The sequence below is a fragment of the Clostridium sp. CTA-5 genome (assembly GCF_054768135.1).
Genome location: NZ_BAAAAT010000004.1, coordinates 14,894 through 40,757, shown reverse-complemented (window position 1 = coordinate 40,757; position 25,864 = coordinate 14,894). Strand labels below are relative to the sequence as shown.

20 protein-coding genes and 1 pseudogene are annotated in these 25,864 nt (G+C 25.3%); 7 read left to right on the top strand and 14 right to left on the bottom strand.

Going from position 1 to position 25,864, the window contains the following annotated elements:
• Nucleotides 1-309: 309 nt before the first annotated feature.
• On the bottom strand, nucleotides 310-1,320 hold the full coding sequence (locus ACYUET_RS09805) for a YeiH family protein (protein ID WP_460279180.1): 1,011 nt from the start codon (nucleotides 1,318-1,320) through the stop codon (nucleotides 310-312).
• Between the two features lie 548 nt (nucleotides 1,321-1,868).
• Here ACYUET_RS09805 and ACYUET_RS09800 point away from each other — a divergent pair.
• The 3 genes and pseudogenes from ACYUET_RS09800 to ACYUET_RS09790 all read left to right on the top strand — a co-directional run bounded on the left by ACYUET_RS09800 (nucleotide 1,869) and on the right by ACYUET_RS09790 (nucleotide 3,033).
• Nucleotides 1,869-2,192 (top strand): transposase, encoded by a 324-nt coding sequence (locus tag ACYUET_RS09800; RefSeq protein ID WP_460279179.1) that lies wholly within the window; start codon nucleotides 1,869-1,871, stop codon nucleotides 2,190-2,192.
• A gap of 490 nt (nucleotides 2,193-2,682) precedes the next feature.
• Nucleotides 2,683-2,781 (top strand): annotated as a pseudogene (locus ACYUET_RS09795) (transposase); the annotation flags it as partial.
• A gap of 84 nt (nucleotides 2,782-2,865) precedes the next feature.
• Nucleotides 2,866-3,033, top strand: coding sequence for a hypothetical protein (locus ACYUET_RS09790; protein ID WP_460279178.1), 168 nt, complete (start codon nucleotides 2,866-2,868; stop codon nucleotides 3,031-3,033).
• A 990-nt stretch (nucleotides 3,034-4,023) separates the two neighbouring features.
• Here ACYUET_RS09790 and ACYUET_RS09785 read toward each other — a convergent pair.
• The 3 genes from ACYUET_RS09785 to ACYUET_RS09775 form a co-directional block, all read right to left on the bottom strand.
• Entirely contained in the window at nucleotides 4,024-4,377 is a 354-nt protein-coding gene (locus ACYUET_RS09785; protein WP_460279177.1) for a hypothetical protein, read from the bottom strand.
• Between the two features lie 1,144 nt (nucleotides 4,378-5,521).
• Nucleotides 5,522-6,409, bottom strand: coding sequence for a LysR substrate-binding domain-containing protein (locus ACYUET_RS09780; RefSeq protein WP_460279176.1), 888 nt, complete (start codon nucleotides 6,407-6,409; stop codon nucleotides 5,522-5,524).
• Nucleotides 6,410-6,693: 284 nt separating this feature from the next.
• The gene (locus ACYUET_RS09775) at nucleotides 6,694-8,475 is read right to left on the bottom strand and encodes a methyl-accepting chemotaxis protein (RefSeq protein WP_460279174.1); all 1,782 of its coding nucleotides are present in this window, start codon (nucleotides 8,473-8,475) and stop codon (nucleotides 6,694-6,696) included.
• A gap of 483 nt (nucleotides 8,476-8,958) precedes the next feature.
• On the opposite strand from ACYUET_RS09775, the gene ACYUET_RS09770 reads away from it, so the two are divergent.
• From ACYUET_RS09770 to ACYUET_RS09760, 3 genes are all read left to right on the top strand, one after another.
• On the top strand, nucleotides 8,959-10,254 hold the full coding sequence (locus tag ACYUET_RS09770) for an ABC transporter substrate-binding protein (RefSeq protein ID WP_460279172.1): 1,296 nt from the start codon (nucleotides 8,959-8,961) through the stop codon (nucleotides 10,252-10,254).
• 194 nt (nucleotides 10,255-10,448) lie between these two features.
• Nucleotides 10,449-11,315 carry a carbohydrate ABC transporter permease gene (locus ACYUET_RS09765; protein ID WP_460279171.1) on the top strand — a complete coding sequence of 289 codons (867 nt, stop codon included), beginning with the start codon at nucleotides 10,449-10,451 and terminating at the stop codon, nucleotides 11,313-11,315.
• Nucleotides 11,315-12,232 carry a carbohydrate ABC transporter permease gene (locus ACYUET_RS09760; RefSeq protein WP_460279170.1) on the top strand — a complete coding sequence of 306 codons (918 nt, stop codon included), beginning with the start codon at nucleotides 11,315-11,317 and terminating at the stop codon, nucleotides 12,230-12,232. Before ACYUET_RS09765 ends, ACYUET_RS09760 begins: the two co-directional genes overlap by 1 nt.
• A gap of 740 nt (nucleotides 12,233-12,972) precedes the next feature.
• Here the strand turns inward: ACYUET_RS09760 and ACYUET_RS09755 are convergent.
• The 10 genes from ACYUET_RS09755 to ACYUET_RS09710 all read right to left on the bottom strand — a co-directional run bounded on the left by ACYUET_RS09755 (nucleotide 12,973) and on the right by ACYUET_RS09710 (nucleotide 25,293).
• A complete protein-coding gene (locus ACYUET_RS09755) occupies nucleotides 12,973-14,028 on the bottom strand; it encodes an NAD(P)-dependent alcohol dehydrogenase (RefSeq protein ID WP_460279169.1) in 1,056 nt (351 codons plus the stop codon).
• 489 nt (nucleotides 14,029-14,517) lie between these two features.
• Nucleotides 14,518-16,416 (bottom strand): sigma-54-dependent Fis family transcriptional regulator, encoded by a 1,899-nt coding sequence (locus ACYUET_RS09750; RefSeq protein WP_460279167.1) that lies wholly within the window; start codon nucleotides 16,414-16,416, stop codon nucleotides 14,518-14,520.
• A 495-nt stretch (nucleotides 16,417-16,911) separates the two neighbouring features.
• The gene (locus ACYUET_RS09745; protein ID WP_460279165.1) at nucleotides 16,912-18,231 is read right to left on the bottom strand and encodes a hemolysin family protein; all 1,320 of its coding nucleotides are present in this window, start codon (nucleotides 18,229-18,231) and stop codon (nucleotides 16,912-16,914) included.
• Between the two features lie 471 nt (nucleotides 18,232-18,702).
• Nucleotides 18,703-19,998 (bottom strand): FtsW/RodA/SpoVE family cell cycle protein, encoded by a 1,296-nt coding sequence (locus tag ACYUET_RS09740; protein WP_460279163.1) that lies wholly within the window; start codon nucleotides 19,996-19,998, stop codon nucleotides 18,703-18,705.
• A 445-nt stretch (nucleotides 19,999-20,443) separates the two neighbouring features.
• Nucleotides 20,444-20,869, bottom strand: coding sequence for a PadR family transcriptional regulator (locus tag ACYUET_RS09735; RefSeq protein WP_460279162.1), 426 nt, complete (start codon nucleotides 20,867-20,869; stop codon nucleotides 20,444-20,446).
• Between the two features lie 11 nt (nucleotides 20,870-20,880).
• On the bottom strand, nucleotides 20,881-21,396 hold the full coding sequence (locus ACYUET_RS09730; RefSeq protein ID WP_460279478.1) for an RNA polymerase sigma factor: 516 nt from the start codon (nucleotides 21,394-21,396) through the stop codon (nucleotides 20,881-20,883).
• 632 nt (nucleotides 21,397-22,028) lie between these two features.
• Nucleotides 22,029-23,486: an N-acetylglucosaminidase gene (locus ACYUET_RS09725; protein WP_460279161.1), complete on the bottom strand. Its 1,458-nt coding sequence runs from the start codon at nucleotides 23,484-23,486 to the stop codon at nucleotides 22,029-22,031.
• A gap of 401 nt (nucleotides 23,487-23,887) precedes the next feature.
• A complete protein-coding gene (locus ACYUET_RS09720; RefSeq protein ID WP_460279159.1) occupies nucleotides 23,888-24,358 on the bottom strand; it encodes a hypothetical protein in 471 nt (156 codons plus the stop codon).
• A gap of 52 nt (nucleotides 24,359-24,410) precedes the next feature.
• Nucleotides 24,411-24,629 carry a hypothetical protein gene (locus tag ACYUET_RS09715; RefSeq protein ID WP_460279158.1) on the bottom strand — a complete coding sequence of 73 codons (219 nt, stop codon included), beginning with the start codon at nucleotides 24,627-24,629 and terminating at the stop codon, nucleotides 24,411-24,413.
• 190 nt (nucleotides 24,630-24,819) lie between these two features.
• Complete coding sequence (locus ACYUET_RS09710; RefSeq protein WP_460279485.1) at nucleotides 24,820-25,293, bottom strand: hypothetical protein; 474 nt, start codon at nucleotides 25,291-25,293, stop codon at nucleotides 24,820-24,822.
• Nucleotides 25,294-25,651: 358 nt separating this feature from the next.
• Here ACYUET_RS09710 and ACYUET_RS09705 point away from each other — a divergent pair, with 358 nt between their 5' ends.
• Nucleotides 25,652-25,849 (top strand): hypothetical protein, encoded by a 198-nt coding sequence (locus ACYUET_RS09705; RefSeq protein WP_460279156.1) that lies wholly within the window; start codon nucleotides 25,652-25,654, stop codon nucleotides 25,847-25,849.
• Nucleotides 25,850-25,864 lie beyond the last annotated feature (15 nt).

The following is a 25,864-nucleotide window of genomic DNA, read 5'->3' as shown; positions in this document are numbered from 1 at the left end:
TTCTATGAATCACTTGATAAATATTATACATTATTAATTTACTGTAAACAATATAATAAGTTTTTGCTATAATAAAAACCTATTTTAAATATTCATTTTTCTAAGTTATATTATATGTAATACTTCTAAGTTATATAAAAATATTAAAATAATTATAAGCTTCTTTTCAATTCTATTTATACAATATTTAAATATAAATTATATATTTTAAAAAATCCCTTCATTAAAATTATATTTTTATTTTTTAATATCAGATATAACACTTATGCTATTTATAAATAATTTTATTAATTAGAACTTATGTTAACTTTAAAATATTATTTTAATCAATATAAGCGCAAATAATATTTGAAAACTACCTACTATAATTCCATACATCATAGATTTTGGTCCCTCTTTAATTAAATCTGAAAATTTAACCCTCATTCCAATAGCTGCTAATGCAATTATCTCAAAATTATTGCTTATTAATTTAAATGTTTTTTGAATTATGTTAGGTACTAAACCCAAACTATTGATTAAACATAATATAAAAAATCCTATAATATACCATGGTACTTGAATATTAGATTTTTTCTCTCTTTTTATTATTTCAGTTTCTGACATCTCTTCATTTTCCTCAACTTTGACTCTTGAAAAACTTATAACAACAAATATTAAAAATATTATTCTTATTATTTTAAATATAGTAGCTAAAGTTACAACATCTTCATTAATAAATTTTGCAGAAGCTATAACTTGTCCAACTGATTGTAATACCCCTCCAACCATTGCAGATGTTTGAGTTAAACTATTTTTATATAAGAATGTAGTAATTATAGGTATAAGAAACATTAAAATTGTACCTGTTAAATTGACTACTGTTACTGAAATAGCTTTATCTTTATCATTTGCCTTAATAACTGGTGATACAGATGCAATAGCAGATGAACCGCAAACTGCATTTCCTGATGCCATAAGTAAAGAATATTTCTTAGAAAATCCTAATTTCTTTCCTATAAAATTTGTAGTTAAAATAGTTAAACTCATTTGAATTGCTATAAATATAATTCCTTTAAAACCAAGTAAACTTATTTGCATAAAACTTATAGTTGATCCCATAAGTACTATTGAATATGATAAAAGATCCTTTTCTGAGAATTTAGAACCTTTATCAAACTTAGAATTATTAAATATTGTATTTCCAAATATAATTCCTAAAATAATTGCAAAACTAGCTCCACCTATTGTTGGCATAAAATTTCCCAATATTTTTCCTAAAATAGCAATAAATATACATACTGCAAGACCTGGTATAATGTCTTTAATTTTCTTTTTCATATAATCACCTCAAATTTATTTTTATCTTAAGCTTTTCTTAAATTCGAGTTAATTATATTATATGAATTTCATAAAAGAAAATACTTATTATAATATAATATCAATAAGTATTTAGTTATATATAATTTTAATATTATTCTATATTTTTAAACACTATCAAATTCATTTAAAACATCTCTTAATTTTAAACACAAAAAAAAATAATAGACTATTAAATTCGTCTATTATTTTTTATGTTCTTTAATTTATTGTTTTAAAGAATATTCAATAAAATTTTTCATATTCTTACTTAAAACTTAAAGGTTTATACTCTTCTTGCAAAGGAGAAAGTAAAATTAAGAGACTTAAAAGATTTTTAAGTAATAAATGTATTAATACAGAAAAACTATATGAATGGTGCTGTATCAAAATAAATTTTGATATTAGATGATAACAAAAAAAGAATTCTAATTTCGAATTCTTTTTTTATGCATAATAGTATCATAAAAAATTTTCATAAAAATATGATACCTATGCAATAAATAGGTTTCTCAATTAAGACTGAAATTATGATATCAAAAGATAATCCAGTTAGATTGCTATTAGAACTTACGATGGGATTAGATTATACAACTTTATACAATACATACTCTACAATAGGTAAAAATCCAGCAATCGATCCTACCACCTTATTTAGAATATTAATTTATGTATATATGAATAAAATATATTCCAATAGAGAATTTGATAAAGGCTGTAAAAGAGATATAAATTTTATATGGCTTTTTCAGAGGCAAAAGGCTCTAAATCATAATATAATTGCAAGGTTTAGAGGTGAACGTTTAGGAAATTATTTAGGATATCCGTATAAAGATTTCAAACATCTAAAGTAGTCCTTAATTTTTTACACAAAGTTTTGGCTATTTATAGTTATAATGCAACACTACTTGCAGATAGAAGATTTAAAAGTATAGATTTATTTAAATTTATAGACGAAAAGCTTAACTTGAAATACTGTTTTAGATCTACTAAATATTTAGGAATAACTATAGACAGAAAATTTAAAAGTTACAAGATTACCTAAAAAAATAAAGCAAAACACTTTTATAATATAAAATTAACGTCTCAAATTTATAATATAATAGCTTATTGAATAAACAAAATTTGTAAAAATAAATAGAGTCATTCCTTTGTGATATAATTATTTCGCTAAAAACACCAATACATCACATAAGGAATGACTCGAATATGACTATATCATTAAATATTAAAAGCAAAAATAATTATTATAAAATTTTTGAAGCTGTTAAAATTGAATTTACTAGATTAAACTCAAATACTCAAAATACTAAAGACTGATCACGCAAGTATTCATATGAACAGATAATTACTTGCATACTATACGGTGTTAAAAATAGTATTTTTAGTTTAAGAGCACTTGAATATCGTATAAAACAATACTATGTATTTCAAGCTTTAATTCAACTTGAGCAAATGCCAGACTATTCTACTTTTTCATTAAGAGCTAAATGCTTAGAAAAACATATATATTGGGGTATTTATGCTATGTTTATTGAACTTATCAATCTAGGAACTAGAGTATGTGCAATAAATCGCACTGCTTTAAGAAGTTCAAAATATGATAGCGAAGCTGAATCCAGAAATGGTATTCTCCTAGGTTACTATAAAGGTTATAAATTACATTGTATTGCAACACAGTTACTAATATTATAATTTCTTTAGTTTTGATTTAACAACAGCTAATGTTTATGATAATCAAGTTTCAGATTTATTATATGAAGCTAAAATGCAGCAATTATTCTCTATATTAAAAGAACTATATAATTTAGATCAATCTTTTGTATAAGATAATATAAAAAAGATTTCAAATTGAAGAAATGTTTAAACATTTTAAAAGTAATAGTTTTAATTTAAAGTCTACTTGAGCATGAATATTAAATATATAAAGATACATTATTTCTGTATTTCAATATTTTATTGCTTCATAATAAACATTAGGAATTTCTTGTGGTAAAGATAAAAAGAACATACTTATTGGAGTAATTAAAAATTTATATGATAAAAAATAAGAATTTATAGCATATTTGAATCTGGGCGAAAATGGTTTAAAAAATTCTATTATTTAAAAATAAATTAACACTATCTAAATTTTGTTTTACATTTTATGAAAGTTAATGTTTAAAATCCGCTTGCTATAATATATCTGAATAGTTTTAACTATATATTTACAAATTAATTTAGTTATTTAATAAAATTGTATTTAAAAATGAGCTTGGAATCATAATAAGTATTTTAATTAATTATTATAATTTTATACAAATAACAGTCTATAGATTAGCTAATAAAAGACTCTTTTCTAAAAATAAAAAGGACAGAAATAAATACATTACAATAATAAATTGTATCTATTGAAAATTATATTCTAATATTTCATATCACTTTAATATTAGATATAAATTTATCAAAAAAGATTTAGAAAAATCTAAAGTAATAATATCTATTAAGCTAAAGCTAATTAAAAGTGTACTATTATAGTATATTAATCCAAACTCACTAATTTATTATATAAAACAAAAACAGTAGATAATTTTGTTTTTATACAAAATTATCTACTATATTAAACACACATATAGTTTGATTTCATAAAATAAATTATGTGTTGAATTATGTTCTTTAGCTTATTCTTGAGCATATATTATACAATTATACTATAGCATCATAACATATCCATCCAGTAGCACCTTTATACGATACCTTAACCCATGTTTTTCCATCAGCTCCAGTACTTCCTTGGATACCATAAATTAATTTAACAGTGTCTCGTTTATAAACAGTACGAATTTTATAACCTGTTCCACCTTCACCAGTCATTAAAGGCGTATTGTGTATTACAGTATATGTGTTACTGTCATTTGACTTCATCACACTACAATAATCTGATATAGATTTTGCCTCCTTTACTTCTGTTGCACTTGCACTATTACTAGCAAATAATAAATTGCTTGTCCCTAATAAAGCAAGAGACATAATAAATGATAGTATTCTTTTCTTTTTCATATAATCGCTTCCTTTCATTTAATATTTTACCATTTTTTTGATTTAAATGTAAATATAATTTTAGAATAAAGCTTAAGTTAAGTAGAATTTTGTATAAATTACCCTTTATTTACAATCTATTGCCTTACAAAGAATATTTTCAACCCTAATCACTATTTTTTACCATTAATTGTGACTTATATCTCCAAATTTTTTTATTATTTTTCTACCTAAGATAACTGCAGCACCACTATACGAAATTGATACAGTTCTTAATTGTATATATTGTTCCTCTAAATAAGTTATCTTCTTTCATTTAAATTAAAAATAAAAAAGCGGCTGCGCCACGCTCCCTTCTGGATGATTTTTTTAATATTATACGTTTCCATTTTTGTACTCATATAATCCTAAAGCTAGATAAAATCAAGCTTTCATTTAATGAAAATCTTACAACCTTCTGTAAAACAAGAAAATATTTCTACAAAAGTTCTTTGAGAACACTTTGTATTATAACAAAAACATTTTTTATTATTTAAAATTATTTCAACCTTTTTATTTTGCATAAGTAAATCTTGAAATATTCTTTTATATTTAGAGTGAACTTTATTTGAATAATCCCCACATTAATATCCTTTACATGCCTTACAAGTAGAAAACACATATATAAATAGTATCATTTATAATTTCATGAGAAACATGCTCTAAATTTTTATCTAATAGTTTAATAAATTCATCCTTAAAGCATACTTTCTAAGCCAGCCGTTGATTGTTGATTTTGCAATGCCATATTACCTACTTAGCTCTGCTAAACTTATTTCTTGTTTATATAGATCTATTTTCATATATTTCTATTTTAAACATCATCTTCTATTTTTTAATAGCATACACATTCTTTCTTAACTAAATATTACTTTACTTAGTGTATCTTAATGTGCCAATTGCTTTATACTAACACCATTTTTTCTTTTCCAACATCCGTGGATTAATACAACTTCTGGCCAAGGTATAATCTTTTTGTAAAATGTTTTTTATTAGCATAAAAATATTTTATCATAAAACTCAAATGAGTTTTAGATTTGTTTTTATATGCAAAAGAGGTTAAGCACTAATTATTTAGTACGACAGTCCCACAATATATTGAAATATTCAATTTACACAAATCCTTTTACATTCTCTTATATTTTAATGAATAGTTTATGAAATTTTTCATGCTTTTAGTTAAAAATTTATCCCTATGATAGATTAAACTTAAATCTCTAGTTATCTTTCCCTCTTTTAATCTATATCCCTTTAAACACCCATTATTTATTTTTTCTTCTACACTTCTAAACGATAAACAACTAACCCCTAAATTAGCTTCTACACTTTTTTTGATAGCTTCAGTATTCCCAAGCTCCATAAAAATTCTATAATCTATATTATTTTTTTTTAAATATGATTTTATTATTTCTCGTGTACCACTTCCTTTTTCTCTCATTATAAGTTTTTCTTTTATTATGTCTTTCTTACTTAAAATTTTTTTTAACGCCCAAGAATGATTTAAGCTAGATATAAATATAAGCTCATCCTTCCATACTTTAGATTGAACTATCTCATCTAAACTAGTTGTACCTTCAATATAAGCAAAATCAATTTTATTTTGAAGTATCATTTTTTCTATATTAGCTGTATTATCTATACTAAGAGAGATTTCAATTTCACTATGATCTTTAAGAAAACCTTTTATTATATCAGGCAATATGTATATTCCTATTGTTGTACTTGCTCCAATTTTAATCTTACCTTTTTCATTAGTATTTATGTCACTTATAGCTCTTATTGATTCTTCATAAAGATTAAGTATTCTTCTAGAATAATTTAAATATATTTCTCCTTCATATGTTAAATATAGTTTTTTCCCTATTCTATCAAATAATCTAATCTCTAATTCTTCCTCTATTTCATGTATTGCTTGACTTATAGATGGTTGGCTTATATATAATTTTTTTGCTACTTTTGTCATATTTAATTCTGTTGCTGTTTCATAGAATATCTTTATTTTTCTAAAATTCATCTTATATCTCCCTATCAACATTTCATTTTCATACTCATAGATAAATTAAAACTATGTATTACACTGGTTACTTTAAAAGCAATCTTTTTATATTTAATAATTTTTTTATTTAAATTAATTGATAATATTATACCTTATTATATAAGAGATATACTTTTAACATAATCCTCTTTTTATAAGTACAAAAGCCTTAATATCTTTCAATATGAATTATTGTACATAAAAAAGTGTCAACTTTAGCAGTGACACTTTTTATTTAAAGTATATATTTAACTAATTTCATTTTAAACTTCAAAGTTCCTTACTAATTCATTAATTTTAAAAGCTATATTAGCTTGATCTTCTGATGTAGATAGAACTTGTTTCATTGCTAAAGTTGTATCATGTAATCCTCTTTGAATCAAGTCTACACTTTCAGCTGATTTTTCACTATCACTTCCTACATTCATCATAGCTTTATTTACCTCCACTATAGTTTTTTCAACTTGCTCTGACATTAATGCTAGTTCTTGAGACATATTGCTAATAAATTTTCCATCTTGACTATACTTTTGTCCAATAGAAGAATATTTTTCTAAATTTCTATTAACATCTTCTATTATAAATTTTAGAATCTCATTACTATGACGTGAAAGATTATTAACTGCCTCCTCTACTTTGTTTATAGTCTTCTTAATAATTTCTACTGTATTTGATGATTCCTCTGCAAGTCGTTTAACTTCATTTGCAACAACGCTAAATCCTTTTCCTGCTTCCCCTGCATGTGCTGCTTCAATAGTCGCATTTAATGCCAAAAGATTCGTTTGACTTGCTATATTTGATATTGCATCTGCCATTTTTCTTACTTCATTTACTACCTTAACATCTTCAATTGCTTTTATAATATCTTTTTCCTTTCTTCCATATATTGAAGATATTTCTTCCATTGTTTCTTCACTATGTTTTTCTATCATTAATGCTCTTTCTTCAATTTGATTAGCATTATTATTTCCATCAATAGCTTTCTTAGATAAATTCTCCATATTAGTATTTACATCTTGTATAGAAGTAGCAATTTGTTCATAAGTTGTTATGCTTTCTTTCATTCTTCCATTGATTTCTTGCGTAGATAAATCAACTGTTTCTACCTTTGAAGTCACCTCTTGAACTGTTGCAGACAATTCTTCACTTAATGCACTTATATTAGATGTTTCTCCCATTATTATAGTTATAAGATCTCTTATATTTTCTTGTGATTTATTTAATAATGTTGCAGTCTTTCCAAATTCATCTTTACTATCTATGTCTATATTTTTAGAAACATCATATTTTGAAATTCTTTCAGCTAGACCTTCTATTTTTTTTAATGGTTTTAGTATACTCCTACTTATTAAAATAACTAATATCATTGCTCCTACTATACTAATAACAGTTATTCCAATAGTTAACACTAAAACATTATTAAAAACATTATTATTATTTACGTTGTTTTTTTCTGCATTAGCTTCAGAAAAATTAATATTAGTTTTCAAAAGATCAGATATACTATTTTTAACTCTTATCATTGATTTATTATATATTTTATTAGCTTCTTCTATATTACTATTATTAATCAAATTAAGAACTTTATCTGTATATTCATCAAACGCTTTTAGTGCTTCTTTCAATTGATCATATTTATTTTTTTCTTCTTTAGTTATTTTTACTTTTTCATAATCATTAATTAAAGCTTTAGTTTGTTGAGATAATATTTTGATTTTATTAGAATATATATTTATATTTCCATTATCAGAACTCATAAATATATTAACAAGGTAAGAGTCTGCTTCTTTAATATTAGAATTTATACTCTCTAAAGTTTTTATTGATTGAAAACTAATATTATACATATTATTAGCATTTTTATTTACTATTCCAATTCCAGTAATAGAAGCTACTCCTAATACTATTATAAGTATGCATAATATAGCATAAGACACTCTCAATTTTATTTTCACACTTAAATCTTTTAATTTTTTTAAGCATTTTAGTTTATTTTTTTCATTCTTTTTGATAATGTTACTCTTAAAAATCACTTTTTTTATCATAAAATAATCCTTTCAAATATATCTTAATTTCACATTAACATCAAAATATATATTAATTAGAATCGTTTCCAAAATAATATTAACATTTATAGGATATTTTTTCAATATTAAGTAATGTATACCTTTAATTAAGCATATATTTCAATTTTTTTGAAATAATTGTTATTTAATACTTGAAATTTGAAATATATGGTGCTATAATTCCAGTATAGTAACAAATTGATATTAACTTGATTTCATTAATTGGACAAGTATATATTAATTTTAGGAACCGTTTCCGATAAATTTTATTCTTATATTTTATATAAGCAATTTTTTTAAAGGACCGAAGTAAACGGATACATTGATTAAATATATGTTATTTCTACTATATATTTCAATTTTGTATGTATTTTTAGTTAATGTATCTTTTTATTACTACATTTTTCGGAATCGTTTCCGGATATTATTACATTTATCAAACATTTTGTGGGAGGGGTAACAATGAAACTTAAAATGAAAAAGACTTTATCTGCAGTATTAACAGCTTCACTTCTACTAGGGACTGTTGCAGGATGTTCATCATCTGGTAATAAGGCTACTGCAAAATCTGAAGGTGGCAAAACAATTAAGGTATTCCAACTAAAAGTTGAAATCAATGATGCACTTCAAAAATTAGCTAAGAAATATGAAGAAGAAACTGGTGTAAAAGTTGACATTACTTCTGTAGGTGGAGGAGCTGACTATGGTGCAGCTTTAAAAGCTGAATTTGCAAAAGGTACTGAACCTGATATCTTTATGATACAAGGTGCTGGTGATTATAAAGTTTGGGAACATAAAATAGATGAATTAACTAATGAACCTTGGGTAAAAGATGCAGTTCATGGAACATTAGATTCAGTTTCATTTGATGGCAAAGTTTATGGAATGCCAGCTGCAACTGAAGGTTATGGTTTAATGTACAATAAAGATATCTTAGATAAAGCTGGAATAGATCCTGCTTCTATAGATACTTTTGATAAACTTAAAGCAGCATTTGAAAAATTAGATTCTAAGAAAGCTGAATTAGGAATTGATAATGTTGTTTCTTATACAACTAAAGAAACTTGGGTTACTGGTAATCATACATTTAATATACCTTTAGCTGCTCAAGAAAATCCAAGTCAATTTGTTAAAGATTATGTTGATGGAAAGGCTGATTTAGTCAATAATCAAGCATTTAAAGACTGGATGAATTTAGTTGAATTACTTGTTAAATATGGCGGTGGTCCTACTCTAGATACAATAGATTATCCTGCTCAAGTTGGTAACTTTGGAGCATCACATAAAACTGCTTTCTTACATCAAGGTAACTGGACTAGTAAAGATTTAGCTGACATGAAAGCAGATTTTCCTAAAGGTTTTGTTCCATTAGCTATTAACAATGATACTAAAGTAAGTGGAAGTATTCCTGTTGGTGTTCCTATGTATTGGGCTGTTAATAAAGATTCATCTGTTAATAAAGAAGCTAAAGAATTCTTAAATTGGATGGTAACTAGTCAAGCTGGTCAAGAATCTATAGTTAAAGATATGAATATGATTCCTGCATTTACTAACTTTACAGTTGAACCTGAAGACGAATTAGCTAAAAATATTGTTGAATATAACAAAGCTGGAAAGACTCTTCCTTGGGCATTCACAAATCTTCCAGATGGATTCACATTACAAAAAGTTGGTCCTGTATTCTCTAAATTTGCTAAGGGAGAAATTGATAAAACTCAAATGCTTCAAGAATTACAAGATGCTACTGCTAAACAATAACTTTTAAAATTAAATCCATGAGGAGGCTATTCTCCTTATGGATGTTTATTACCTTATAAGGTACATTCAAAAAAAATAATAGACTAGTACGCTCTTCTATTATTTTATTTCATGTGCCTAATACATACAGCAAAATATGCAGTATGAATCACACTATAAATTTGCAATAATTTCTATTACAAAGGAGTGAAAATATGAGTAAAAAACGTAAAGAACAAAGAGATTTTTGGCTTTTCATAGCACCTTGCCTATTTTCTCTTATCATGGTAGTCTTTATTCCTTTTATATCTGGAATCTACTACACTTTCACAAACTGGAACGGTGCTAATCCAGAATATAAATTTGTTGGATTACAAAATTATTTAGCAATTTTAAAAGATACTCAGTTCCTTTATTCTTTTAAAATAACAATTTTTTATACTATTGCAAGTGTAATCAGTATTAACTTAATAGGTTTTGGTTTAGCTTATATTGTTACTAGAAATTTAAAAACTAAGAATTTTTTAAGAACTGGTTTCTTTATGCCAAACTTAATTGGTGGTTTAATTTTAGGATTTATATGGCAATTTTTATTTAACTCTGTATTTACATCAATTGGAGCACGTATAGGTTCAAATATTCTATCTACTTCATTGCTTCAAAATACCACTACTGCAATGATAGCAATGCTTATTGTTGCTTCATGGCAATATGCTGGATATATAATGGTTATCTACGTTGCTGCACTTGAAAATGTTCCTACTGATTTACTAGAAGCTAGTCATATTGATGGTGCTAGTGGATTTCAAGCATTTAAACATATCACTATTCCAATGGTAAGACCTGCTATTACAGTATGTTTATTCTTAACATTAGCAAACTCATTTAAGATGTTTGATTTAAACTTTTCATTAACACCATTAAAGAATACTGAAATGTTAGCTCTAAATATCTATAGAGAAGCCTTTACCTCAAACAATATGGGTATAGGACAAGCGAAAGCTATTATATTCTTTATATTTGTAACCGCATTTTCTTTAACTCAAGTTTACTTTAATAAGAAAAAGGAGGTAGAAGTTTAATGGAAACAAATGTTGTTAAAAATAGTAAAATAACTACTAATGTTAGTTCTAAAAAATCTAGAAAATTAACAACTCTAAGTGGATATAGTAAAAATTTAGGTTTCTTAGAAATCCTTACATGGTTGCTATTAATACTTTATTTAGCTCCTTTCTATTTAATGTTTATAAATTCATTCAAAACAAGAAGAGAAATTTTTACTAATACCACTGGATTGCCATCAGTTTGGAATTTTAGTAACTATGCAGATGCAGTATCAAGAATAAACATGGGAAGTGCATTTATAAATTCTGTGATAATTAGTGTTGTTAGTGTAGCATTAATAGTGCTATTTTCTTCTATGGCATCTTGGGCACTTGTTCGTAATAATTCAAAAATTAGTAGTGTTATATTTTATCTTTTTGTTGCTGCTATGGTTGTTCCTTTTCAAGCTGTAATGCTACCATTAGTAAAATGGATGGGGATGTTAAGCATTGATTCTATTAATTTTAGTATGCTTGGAACTCATTATGGTCTTATATTTATGTATATTGGATTTGGATCTAGTATGAGTATTTTCTTATATCATGGTGTTATAAAAGGTATTCCTAAAGAAATTGAAGAAGCTGCAATTATTGATGGTTGTAGCAAATGGAAGGTTTATACAAAAGTAGTACTTCCATTATTAAAACCAACTACAGTTACAGTATCTGTATTAAATGGAATATGGATATGGAATGATTTCCTACTTCCTTTCCTTACAGTTAATGGTAAAATAAATACAATCCCTCTTGCTATGAATAACTTCTTTGGAGCTTTCTCAAAGCAATGGGAATTAGCAATGGCTGCATTAATCCTAGCTGTAATTCCAATAATATTATTTTACTTCTTTGTTCAAAAACAAATTATTGCTGGAATTGTGCAAGGATCTATTAAATAACTTCTTAAATAATACTGAAAAGGAGATGTACTTTAAAGTGCATCTCCTTTTTTAATTCAATTTTTTATAATTAACTCTCTTTTAATGTTTTACAGATTTTCCTTATTGCTATCCACTAAATAAAATTTAATTATCTATTTTAATCAGTTAGTACATGCCTATACTTAATATACAAGTAAAAGAGCAAACATTGAAAATGTTTGCTCTTTCTTAGTAACTGATTTTTAAGTTGTCCGCCAACTGGGTACGCCATACATCGTACATTGCTTCCGGGATTTTTCCGTTGCCCGTCACCAACTACATACCTTTTTTACGATATGCTCTTCTGCCGGATTTAAGTGTCAGTCCACTAAGATAAATTACTTAACTCTTTATCTTGATTTTATTATATAATATTTTGTAATTGATTTCAATACTTTTTTAAGAATTTTCTGATTTATTTTTTATATTATATAAACTCATTAAAATCTAAATAATTATTTGTTAACATAACTTATTTTTTAAGTTATACATAAATTGAACTAAATTATCAATTTCCTAAAGAAAAAAGTATCACTGAAAATCAAAATTTTCAGTAATACTCTAATAATATTATTTAGTAAATTTGCCTACAAAAATTCTCTTAGTTTTTTAAACTTAATACAGTTATTTTGTCTTACTTTTTAATACTTTCCTTCACAATATGTTTGTTAAAATTAAGCAGAAATAAAATATTTCTACCTAATTTTAAATGCTATATTTTATAATATAACTACTGCTTTGATAAAATCCTTTGGCTTATCCTTCATTAATAATAGTGCATCTTCTATATGTTCAAAACCATTATATACATGTGTAACTAATTTACTTAAATCAACACGATTATATATTACTAAATCCCTTAACATTTCTGCTCTAAGACGTCCTCCTGGACAAAGACCTCCTCTTATAGTCTTATGAGCCATTCCACAGCCCCACTCAACACGTGGTACTGGTAAAGTATCTCCACTTCCATGATAGTTAACATTTGAAACAACCCCACCAGGTTTAAGCATAGAAATTGCTTGAGCTAGTGTTTCTGGACCACCGCCTGCCATAATAACACGATCTACACCTTTTCCATTGGTTAAATTCATAATTTGTTTAACTATATCACCATTTTTGTAATTTACAATATCACTTGCTCCATAAAATTTAGCAGCTTCCACACAAACTGGTCTACTTCCTACACCAATAATTCTACCTGCTCCACGTAATTTAGCACCCGCTATTGCCATTAATCCAACTGCACCAATTCCTATTACTACAACGCTAGAACCCATTTGTATATCAGCTAATTCAGCTCCATGAAAACCAGTAGTCATCATATCTGTTATCATAACAGCACTTTCTAAAGGTATTTCTTTTGGTAAAAGTGCTAAGTTCATATCTGCATCATTTACATGAAAATATTCTGCAAAAACTCCATCTTTAAAGTTTGAAAATTTCCATCCAGCAAGCATACCATTTGAATGTTGTTGAAAACCAGCTTGAACTTCTAGAGATCTCCAATCTGGAGTTGTACAAGGAACTATAACTCTATCTCCAACTTTAAATTCTTTAACCTCACTTCCGATTTCAACAATTTCTCCTACAGCTTCATGTCCTAAAATCATATTTTGCCTATTTCCAAGTGCACCTTCAAAAACAGTATGAATATCTGATGTACATGGTGAAACAGCTAATGGACGTACAATTGCATCGTATGGTCCTGCAACTGGTTTATCTTTTTCAATCCATCCTACTTTATTAATGCTTAACATAGCAAAACCTTTCATAGTAAACTCCCCCTAATATATATTAATTTATTCATTATTCCTAAAATTTTTAAAAATGTCTTTTATGATTATAGAAACATTCTTAAATTTTATTTTAGGCTTTACAATACTATATTTAAGCAATTCTTATGCCAAATCTATTCTTTTAAGTTTTATTTATTCTAAATATTTCTTATAATACTACATATTATGTCATTTGTTTTAATAAAAATAATCTAAATACATAATATAATTTTCTAATTTAAAAATTAAAAATGTTGTAAAATACAACACTTTTTATGAAATATTGTTGTATTTTGCAACACTGTTGTGTTTTTATACATAATTAAAGTAATATATTTATTAAGTATATTTTAAAATAACTATGTTTTAAGCGAATGTTGATATTATAGTATTAAAGCTCATGGACATAGAAATTAAAGCATAGCATTTAAAATAGTTTTATATTAAAGCTTGTCTATTTATAATTTTAATAAACATAAATAGATTTTATCTAAACTTAATATTATATTTCTTTATTTTTGCATATAATGTGCTTCTATTTATTCCCAGTATTTTGCAAGACTTAGTGACATTTCCATCACAATTATTTAAACAAGCTTTTATTGCTCTTCTTTCCAATTCTTCTAGTGAACACATATCATACTTTAAATCTATATCATTATTATTGTTTTTTTCTCTTACTAATAATTTATTTTCAAAATTAAAAGAAGTATTTCCATTCATATTTACAATATTCTCAATACAATTTTCTAATTCTCTAATGTTTCCTGGCCAAGCATAATTTAAAAGATTTTGATATATGATTTTTTCTATTTTAGGAATATGCTTTCCTAACTTAACAGCTTTAACTTGTAAAAAGTGTTTTATAAGAAGTTCTATATCTCCACTCCGTTCTCTTAATGGTGGTACGTTTATTGGAATTACACTTAATCTATAATATAAATCTTCTCTGAAAGTCCCTTTTTCCACTTCTTCCTTTAAATTTTTATTAGTCGCAGCAATAATCCTTACATTTACATTAATGCACTTATTGCCTCCTATTCTAGTAATATTACCTTCTTGTAATACCCTTAAAAGATTTATTTGCATGTCTAATGGCATTTCACCTATTTCATCTAAAAATAATGTCCCACCATTAGCAAGTTCAAACTTTCCTGCACATCCCCCTCTTTTTGCACCAGTGAAAGCTCCTTCTTCATATCCAAATAGCTCACTTTCTATTAAACTTTTAGGTATTGCTCCACAATTTATTGCCACAAAACTATTGTTTTTTCTATCACTATTATTATGAATAGACTGAGCAATAAGCTCTTTTCCTGTTCCACTCTCCCCTTGAATAAGTACTGTAGAAGGACTATTAGATATACTTTTCACCTGTTCTTTTAATTTTAAAATATTATCGCTTTTCCCAACTATATCATCAAAAGTATATTTAGCTGTTCTTCCTGTATACTTATTAACTAAGTTATATACATTTTTCATATCCTTAAATATGCACACCATACCAGTTATATTTCTGTTTTTATCTTTTATTGGATATACATTTAAATTAAATCTTTTCTTTTTGTCTGAATATATAATTTCTATATTTTCATATACTTCTCCATTCTTAAGTTGACTAAATATATCTTCCCAATTATCTAAAACCGTATCTACATTTTTATTTAAAACATCCTCTTCTTTTATATGTAACATATCACATGCACTATTATTTATAGCCGTCACTAATCCTTCAGTATCTACTGCAAAAATTCCTAAGTTTAAAGAATTCATAACCTTATTTAGATATTGATGTGCTTTAAATAGCTCTTTTTGAGTTTTTTCAACCTTTAAATGATTTTCAATAGATTTTACTGCTGCTACTACAAGCCCTAAAGTATGAGGATGAGCTAATTGACGTCTTCCTGTTAAATTAAGACATCCAATTATATCTCCTTTTTCACTATGAATAACAGCTGAAGAACATGTCCAAATATGAAAAACTTTTATAAAATGTTCTTCTCCTAAAATTTGAATTGAAGAATCTTCATAAAGAGCAGTTCCTATTCCATTAGTACCTGCACTTTTTTCACTCATATCTGTTCCTTCTATAATTCCAACCTTAGTCTGATCCTTTATTATATCTTCATCACCTATAATAGTCAGAACAACTCCATCTTTGTCAGTAAGATATAATGAAAACCCTGATTCTCTCAAAAAATCATAAAGTATTTCCATAAAGGGTCTTGCTATTTTTATTAATTCACAATTTTCTTCTATTAATATATCAAATTCTTTATTTTTAAGTATTCTTAAAGGATGAGGAATATTTCTTTCTACGCCATATTTAATACATCTGTTATGAGATTTATCTAATATATAATTATATGTGTTTTCTTTAAACATTTAATGTTACCCCCGCACTATTATTCTTTTATAATAATGATAGTAATTATTTTTGAATATAAATTTTATCTTTTAGCTATGTTTTAAGTGAATGTTTATATTTTAGTATAAAGGCGAACTGGCATTAGAATTTACTTTTTAGAATTCTTAAAGTAAATTCCTCTGTCCATGAGCTTTTTACTACAATATCAGCATTGTTTTAAAACATAACCTATCTTTTAAATAAGGTTTATTTTAACTAAAATAATGACCAAATCTTTTTAATTAAAATTAATATACCCCTCTTTATAAATTTTAGCCTACATTCCTTTATAACTCAATAATTCCAGTTTATTCAAATAAAATTTTTTTATTATTTTTAAATGTAAAAGCTTAAACTATTCTAATTAATATAACAATTTTTTAAGTAACAAACACATACTTTTGTTAACTAAATGAATTATTATTCAGTTAACAAACGATGTGTCAAAATTATATTGACATAATTTAAAGAATTTATTCTTCTCTTTGTATACATATCTTTATCTTTTCTATTCTTTTTTCTTTAACTTCTTCGATCTTAAATATTATATTTTCATATTCAATAATCTTTTCTTCTGAATCTTTTGGAATTCTTCCTATATAATTAATTAAAAATCCACTTATAGTATCGCAATCATCTGAAACTAAATTTAAATCAAGATTATTATTTAAGTCATCTATTGAAAGTAATCCATTAACTATAAATGTATTACTATCTATTTTGTTTATATATGGTTCATCATCATCATATTCATCATCAATATCTCCCATAACTTCTTCTATAAGATCTTCTATTGTAACTATTCCTGAAAAACCTCCATATTCATCTATTAATATTGCCATATGCTTTTTAGAATTTTTAAGTTCTTTAAACAATTGATCAATATTTTTTGTTTCAGGTACAAAATATGGTAAATGTAATATCTTTCTTATATCAACATTTTCAAATCCATCTTTACGAGCTTCAATTATAAAATCCTTCATATATAGTACCCCTATAACATTATCAATATCATCTTCATAAACAGGTATTCTTGAATATTTTTCTTCTAATAATTCATCTAAATATTCATTTAAAGGCGTATTTATATTGATTAAATATACCTCAGTTCTTGGTGTCATTACCTTTTCTGCTAGCTTATCATCAAATTCAAATATACTGTTTATCATTTCTTTCTCTGTTTCATTTATAACCCCATGTTCTTGACCAACTTCTACTAAAGATTTTATTTCTTCTTTTGATACTTTCTCTTCTAAATTTTCTATGTCCATACCTGTTAATTTAATTAATATATTAGTTGAAATAGATAATAATTTAATGAATGGTAAAGTCAATTTAGAAACATAAATTATAGGTCTAACAGAAAACATTGCAATTTGTTCTGATTTTTGCAAAGCAATTCTTTTAGGATATAACTCACCAAATACGAGTGTTACATATGATAATACGATTGTTATAACTATTAATGATATTTTTTTTGCATAAGGAATATTATATTTAGATAAAAATAAAGCAAAACTCTCAGATAATCCAATAGCAGCAGATGCACTTGAGAAAAAACCTGCAAAAGTTATTCCTACTTGTATGGTAGATAAAAATTTAGTTGGCTCTTCCATAAGTTTTTCTAACAATTGTGCTTTTTTATCCCCCTCTTCTGCTAAAATTTTTATTTTGTTTTTATTTAAAGATACAATAGCCATTTCTGCTGATGAAAAAAATGCATTTAAAAGTGTTAAAATAAGTATTAAAATTAATTGTGAAGTTATATTTGAAGAATTAGTTTCTAATTCCATAATTATTTCCTCCCCCAAATTAAGTATATATTTTGCAAATTTAAATCTTCAACAAATGATTATACAGTTATTTTATTTATTGAATAATTATTATTACAACATATATAATATAAAATATTATACTTTCGTGAAAAACTGTCTTTAAATTCTTTCATTTATTTTTTATTATTCCTTATTTAAACACTTTAATTCTAAAAAAACAAAAGTAGTAGAAACCCTTTTTATCGTTCTCTACTACTTTCTCTATCTTTTATTCCAATTTTTAACCTAATAATATATATACTCTAATTAAGTTATTACGTATATAGTCTTTTTATAGAATTTTTATAGAAAATTATATCTTTACTTAATAATATCTAGTTAGAAGCATATATATCATAAATTTTCTATATAAGTTACTCACTATAGTAATCAGTAATATTGTTTATAAATATTTTAAGATTTATATTAATGAGCAAACTTTATTGAAGCTTATATATTTTCAATTTTAGATATACTTTTTCCTTTGTATACATTAATTATAATTCCAACTATAAACATATTTATAATAGTAGCTGTTCCTCCATAACTTACAAAAGGTAATGGCATTAGAGCAGATGCACTTATAGTTACTCCAAAAGTCATTAATATATTGCCAATAAATTGAATTATTATTATAGATACAACTCCAAAAACTAATGATTTAGCATAAGTATTTTTTACAGAGATTGCTACTTTAATCATTCTTATTATTAGTACTCCAATTAAAGTAATAACAATAACACCAACTATCCAACCAAAATTATATATTATATATGAAAGTATATAATCTGTATAAAAATCTGGAATAATATTTATATCAAAATTATTAGCTCTTCCAATTAATACTGATGAATCTCTAATTATATTAAGTTTATTGTTAATATCTCCATATCCATTGATATTATTGCTTATATCCATAAAATTTAAATTAGTTTCAAAACCTATCCTACTTAAAATTATAAGTAATGCTTCAACACTAGCAAATAATCCTAATATCTTTTTACTTACTTTAAATGAATATAACAATACAATTAATGAAATTCCATAAATAATAAAACTAAATAATGAATTTGTTCTAACAAGTAATATTAATGGTAATAATCCTAGGAATAAGCCTATTATAGTTTTTCTTTTATCAGCCCAATCATACTTATCATATATTCCAGCTAAAGCAATTATAATTATTATTGGTGCAAAATATCCAATGTTTATAGTCAATCCCCCTATTTGTATCCATTGTTTTACTCCATTATAAGCTGGAATTCCTGAAAATCCAGTATAAACTAAAGCAAATAAACCAACAACATAAATATATTTTGAACATTTTTTAATCTTTCTATAATCTATAAAGCAAGCTAATGATAATATAATTATACTTAAAATATTAAACATAATAGTATTCTTTGATATATGATTATTGCTTACTCCAAAATTTTTTTCAAAAATATTTATTATTACTGTACTTAATAGTATAAGTCCTACACTTAAAGCTATTACGCTCCATTCTGGCTTAGACTTATGTAACTTATTAAGTTCACTTCCTACATGTTTAGATGATCCCATTTCATTAATTGCTTTTTTCAAAGCATTTTCTTCTTTTTCTCCTGATTTTATATATTCATTTGCCTTTTCCTCTAAATGTGCACTTAATTCATCTTTTATTTCATTATGAACCCTCTTATTCTTCACTTGGGAGCACACATCATTAATATATTCTTTTATTTCATTACTATCTTTTATAGTCATCTTCCCATCACCTCACCAAATTATTTATTTTTAAGGCTATATTTTAAAACAGTGTTGATATTCTAGTATAAGGGCGAAATGGCATTGGAATTTGCTTTTTAGAACTCTTAAGTGAAAGTCAAAATTTTATATTTTGTCACTTAAACTTACTCAGCGAATGTATATGAGTCGAGTTTCCTTTTAATCTTACAATTAATTGCTTGTCAGCAATCTTTGATTGGGAACATGCATTAATTGGACTAAGCTTTATTTTAGAGTTCTTAAAGTAAATTCCTCTGTCCATGAGCTTTATCCGATAGCTAGTATCTGTAATTTCATAACAGATACACGTTCCTGGATAACGACTTCTAACCATCAGCCAAAGACAAGCTTTATCTGATGATAAGAATTCTGTTTATACTACAATATTAACACTCACTTAAAACATAGCCATTTTTAAATATACTTATGTTATCTTTTGTAATCTCCCCATATTTTCTAACATTTTAATGTTTTTATTATTTTGAGATTTAAATTTTAAATATTCTCTTCCTTTTCTAGTTAACCTATAATATTTTTTATCTATTTCATCACTTTCATAGAGCCAATAAGATTCTAATAAAGCTTTTCCTTCTAAACAATGCAGAATTGGATATATTTCACCTTCTTGCATTAGAAGTGCCCCTTTAGACTTAATTCCTAATTCCTTACTTATCCCATATCCATACATATCTTTTCTTTGAATCAATTCTAGCACTAATATTTCTAAATCAATTTTTTTATTTTCTATTTCTTCTTCATCTCTTATTACACTTAGAATATTCTGTAATATTTCTTCTTTAGATTCTAATCCCTTACGAATTGCTTTTTTAACTATATCCTCTTTATTCAAAATACACCCTCCTATATTTCAAATTCTTCACTTATCTTATTCATTGTCCGATACAATCTATTTTTAACAGTAGACTCACTTATATTAAGACTCTTACTTATATCTTTTATTTTTAAATCACTTTGAAAATATAAAACAAATATCTTAAAAGTAAGTATGTCCTTCTTCTTTATATAACTCCATATTTCCTTACATAGCGCTTCTTCCTCATAGTTAGATTCAATATTCAAATCTTCTTGAATATTTTTAAATTGTTTCTCATCATTTACTGAAAATACCGGAATATGATCTTGTACTATTTTTAATACTCCATATTGCTTATATACTTCATTTCTTGCAATTCTAATCAAGTATTTTTTAGGTTCTTTTATTTCTTTTTTATTTTTTAAAGCTTTATAAAAATTTAAATATATATTTTGCATTATATCTGCTATATCATTGCTACTTCTACATTTTGATACTACATATCTCAATACATCATCATAAGTATTGTTATATATGTCAGTAATTAATTTCTCTATATCCATTTCTTGCACATTTCACACTCCTTACACTAATAATGATACTTAAATTCCAAGTTTTGTTTCAATAAAAATAATTTTCAATAAAAATAAATTTTATTGAAAATTATTTTGAATGTCTTTTAAAACACTTTAATACAAAAATCATACATAAGAAAAAAAGCTCAATCTATGGATTTAATCCAAACATTGAGCTTTTTATAAAAACTTAATAGTATATATAACAACTTCTAACTAGAGAATTTAATATAAACGAAAATTGGTTAATGACATTAATATTATATTTAACGCCTTCTAACCCTTAGTAGAAGACAAGCTTTATCTGATGATAAGAATTCTATTTATACTATAATATCAGCTTTCACTTAAAAGATAATCTAACAAAATATATAAATATTACGCTATGTTTTAAAACAGTGTTGATATTATAGTATAAGGGCGAACTGGCATTGGAATTTACTTTTTAGAACTCTTAATGAAGCTTTGTACAATTAATTGCTTGTCAGCAATCTTCGATTGGGAGCATGCATTAATTGGACTAAGCTTTATTTTTAGAGTTCTTAAAAAATTCCCCTGTCCATGAGCTTTATACTATAATATAAACGTTCACTTAAAACATAGCCAAATATTAAAGAAAATTATTGGTTAAATTTAGGTATTTCATAGTAAAAAGTAGAATTACTCATTTTACCTATAATATTTTTCATTATTTGTGATTGTTTATAAGCCCACCCTATATCTGTAGCATATTGATGAGCATATTGTGCATTCGGTGTTTTAGATAAGGTGTTCATATCCCATCGCATCTTATATAATGTATTTTGATTATAAGATGAATTATTTATATATCCTTTAGATATATATTTAGCTCCTCCAATAATAGCTTGTTCTACACTGAACCACTGTTCACTATAAGCTTTTTCCGAACCCCAAAGATCGGGATTAGAATCATAAGCTCCATAACCATAAACATTATATACTTTAAACTCTTTGCTTAAAGAAATCACTTTAGAGTTTACATCTCCAAATGTTTCATGTATGGAATTTAAAGAAATACCTGTAGCTAATTTTGAAGTTCCATTTCCAGTCTCTAAAAGTGAATGTGCCACTAAATATACTGGATTTACATTATATAATTTTCCTGCATCTAAAAAAGCTTGTCCTTTTCCTTCTAAAACTCCTTTACCTACTAATACTGCATTTAAATCTTGTGCTTTAATTCCATCCATATAGTTTAATTTTAAAAATTGATTTATTCCATTATCATTTATAAAATTATTTGGATTTAAATAATAGTTTACTTGATCTTTTGAGGCATCAACCCAAACTCCATTATTCCATGTTTGAGGTTTAGTTAAAAGATTCATTTGACTATTTGAAAATCCATTTAGAGTCAAATTTGTATTTACATAGTTTACCACTTTGTTTTTTGATAATGGTTGTACTTGTGGTGGATTGCTTATAGTAAAGCTTGTCTCTAAAAAAGTATCTGGATTTCTTAAAGAATTTGCTTCCTTAACATCAACTCTTACCTTATAAGTTCCAGCAACAGTTGGTTTCCATGTATATGATTTATCATAACTATAATCTTTAATCACACTCCATGTCTTTCCATCAAAAACTGAATATTTATATAGTACACCTGTAGATAAATTAGTATTTGCTGTAAGTTTAATCTCTGTATTTATTTCCTGAGGCGATTTTTTATCTGTGACGATATTTTGCACCTTTACATTACTATAAACTTCATAGTTTATTTCTTTTGAATCATAAATTTTTTGAGAATTTTTGTCTTTTACTTCAACCTTTATCTTAGATGTTGATGCTCTATACGGTTTCCATGTAGTAGTACTTTTATTCGAATAACTTTGAAGTACATACCATTTGGCTCCATCGTATATTGAAAACTGATAAAGCAAATTTTGGCTTCCAGTAGAAGAGGCATTTATAGCTACAGTTTCTCCTACTTTAGCTGATTGTTTACTTACATTTAAACTGTTAACCTTAATGCTAGCTGCATATACATTAATGTCAGGTATTAAAAATACAAATATTAACGCACAAACAAATAAACTAATTTTTTTCTTAAAATTCAAAGAACTCCCCCCCCTTTTTTATCTTTAGTTAAATTTAAAGTCTAGTTTGATACGATACATTACTATAAATTTCAAACATGACTTATTAATACTATCGTAAATAAATTATGGGTTTTAAATGTTTTCTTATGAATAAGCTCCTATGATTTTACTGGCAATGTAGTTCTTTTTATCCATTTATTTTAAGATTTAATTTTACTTTAATATTATATGAAAAAATCTAATCTCTAAAATTATTAATATTTTTTCTCTTTAAAAAGCAAATTAGTCCAACTTAAAACTTTAAGTTGAACTAATTTGTTTTTGAATTATCATATTATATGTAATTTTAATAAATATTTATCCTTATGAACTATCTTATAAAGAACTGATTAAACTTAATTGCTTAATTTTTTATTCTTTTAGTACATTGAAGTAATAGCTCCACTTGTCTTATCTACATAGTACCATCCTGAAGTAGCTGTATGTCCAAAACCATTTCCTTGAATAACAACATCATAACAATGTATTACATATTTATTATCTTGTGTATGATCATATTCAATATGTTCAGCAACATATCCACCACTATTTTCTAAATATTGTTTAACTTTTTGTTCTGCTTGTCTGATTCCTTCTGGAAATGTAGTCCATGCTCCATTTTCATTAACATAATAGCCATCTATTATAGAATCTTGTGCCATATATCCACTTGGATAAAAATAATACCAATTTCCATCAATTAATCTCCAACCAGTTGACCAAGAGTTACCTTCTGTATACCACCATCCTGAATCACTTTGTTGCCATGCAGCATTAGCTTGTACTGGATTTAAAAGTGCTAATCCACAAAATACAAGTAAAGCTGAAAGTAGTGTTTTTAATTTTTTCATTTTATTATCCCCCTATTTTTATATTTTTACCTGTATTATTTTACTATTGATTTCAATTTAAGGCAAGAAAAATTCTATATTTTATTCTTTTATCCATTAAAAGCCTATTTACTATACTATTTTTGATAACTTCTTTACTCTTTGATTCTAAATACTCAATTAATTTATTTAATTTTTTATTTGCAATTTTCTTTAACCTAATATTTCTATTCTCTGCATAATCGTTCCAAAGACTTGTTATTTCTACATCTAAATAATTTATTAAGTTCATTATTTATCTCCCAAAAATCTAATTCATCAACTTTCGTTCCAAATATTTCATATTATAAATAACTCTAATATGCTTAAATTCATTTTCTTTAATTTATAAATCTGAACTTTAGTTAGTTCAGGTATATATTGGATCTATCCTCATTATAAAATAAATCATTTATTCATTAATACACTATATTCTACTATACCTATCCAAGTATTTTATCAATTGACTCTTTAAATTTTTTCCAATAACTTTCATACCTACTAATAGCATCTTTAAACTGAATTGCTACTTCGTCTAAATCACCATAAGTACCATTTTGAGCTAAATAATAAGAATCATCTAATCCATATAAATCATAATATTCATCTTCATAAGATAGATTTGTATGAATTAATAATGTATCAGTACATTTAATTGCCTTTACAATACCCATTTCATTATTACTATATTTTTTATAAATAACCGACAATATAATTTTAACTATCTCATCTCTATTAATCTCACTATAACAATTTAATTCGCTAAGTTTATTTTCAATATCATCTACTTTAGCCATACTCATATAAAAATCTTGTTCTTCCTTAGTTTTAGATTTATTAAATAATTCTTTAAGTTCTGAATATGAATATTTTAAAAATTGATTATATAAATTTATATTTTCTTTATTTGATTCCATAAAAATTCACCTCATATAATAATTTACTATTAATTAAAGATACTCGAATGGCTTTTATTCCCAATACATTTCTATCATATTCTATACTATTCATCTTAAACCTCTAGATACTATTTATTACGCATATATTAACATTATCTTCAAATATATTAATAAATAAAAAACACCTACTCAAATTGATTAAGTAAGTGTAATAAAAAATAATATAAATGATTTTATAAAAAGATCTAAAAATAGAAGCTCTGCTGAAGGATATGAAGCTCTTACCTTATGTGATAATTTAGAACATACATTACCCTCTGATAATCCTAATTTAGAAGAAATACTCTGTGATAAATGCAATTTTGAAACTTTAAAATTGACTATTAATAATTTAAGTGAAGAGAAAAAAGAACTTATAGATTTTGTTTTCTTTAAAAATAATACTATTAAACTTTACTCTGATTTAAAAGATATGTGTTACTCTACTGCTGTTAATAGAAAGATGGCTGCTTTAAGAAAAGTTGGTAGATATATTATTACTAATATTGATATAAAAATCAAGTATGTAAATTAACCCTAAAGGGTATAT

Coding starts and splice junctions, on each gene's coding strand:
- ACYUET_RS09770 (WP_460279172.1), top strand. CDS start 8,959: ATGAAACTTAAAATGAAAAAGACTTTATCTGCAGTATTAACAGCTTCA.
- ACYUET_RS09715 (WP_460279158.1), bottom strand. CDS start 24,629: ATGAACTTAATAAATTATTTAGATGTAGAAATAACAAGTCTTTGGAAC.
- ACYUET_RS09710 (WP_460279485.1), bottom strand. CDS start 25,293: ATGGAATCAAATAAAGAAAATATAAATTTATATAATCAATTTTTAAAA.
- ACYUET_RS09775 (WP_460279174.1), bottom strand. CDS start 8,475: ATGATAAAAAAAGTGATTTTTAAGAGTAACATTATCAAAAAGAATGAA.
- ACYUET_RS09785 (WP_460279177.1), bottom strand. CDS start 4,377: ATGAAAAAGAAAAGAATACTATCATTTATTATGTCTCTTGCTTTATTA.
- ACYUET_RS09760 (WP_460279170.1), top strand. CDS start 11,315: ATGGAAACAAATGTTGTTAAAAATAGTAAAATAACTACTAATGTTAGT.
- ACYUET_RS09765 (WP_460279171.1), top strand. CDS start 10,449: ATGAGTAAAAAACGTAAAGAACAAAGAGATTTTTGGCTTTTCATAGCA.
- ACYUET_RS09730 (WP_460279478.1), bottom strand. CDS start 21,396: ATGGATATAGAGAAATTAATTACTGACATATATAACAATACTTATGAT.
- ACYUET_RS09740 (WP_460279163.1), bottom strand. CDS start 19,998: ATGACTATAAAAGATAGTAATGAAATAAAAGAATATATTAATGATGTG.
- ACYUET_RS09780 (WP_460279176.1), bottom strand. CDS start 6,409: ATGAATTTTAGAAAAATAAAGATATTCTATGAAACAGCAACAGAATTA.
- ACYUET_RS09800 (WP_460279179.1), top strand. CDS start 1,869: ATGATATCAAAAGATAATCCAGTTAGATTGCTATTAGAACTTACGATG.
- ACYUET_RS09755 (WP_460279169.1), bottom strand. CDS start 14,028: ATGAAAGGTTTTGCTATGTTAAGCATTAATAAAGTAGGATGGATTGAA.
- ACYUET_RS09790 (WP_460279178.1), top strand. CDS start 2,866: ATGTTTATTGAACTTATCAATCTAGGAACTAGAGTATGTGCAATAAAT.
- ACYUET_RS09720 (WP_460279159.1), bottom strand. CDS start 24,358: ATGAAAAAATTAAAAACACTACTTTCAGCTTTACTTGTATTTTGTGGA.
- ACYUET_RS09750 (WP_460279167.1), bottom strand. CDS start 16,416: ATGTTTAAAGAAAACACATATAATTATATATTAGATAAATCTCATAAC.
- ACYUET_RS09805 (WP_460279180.1), bottom strand. CDS start 1,320: ATGAAAAAGAAAATTAAAGACATTATACCAGGTCTTGCAGTATGTATA.
- ACYUET_RS09745 (WP_460279165.1), bottom strand. CDS start 18,231: ATGGAATTAGAAACTAATTCTTCAAATATAACTTCACAATTAATTTTA.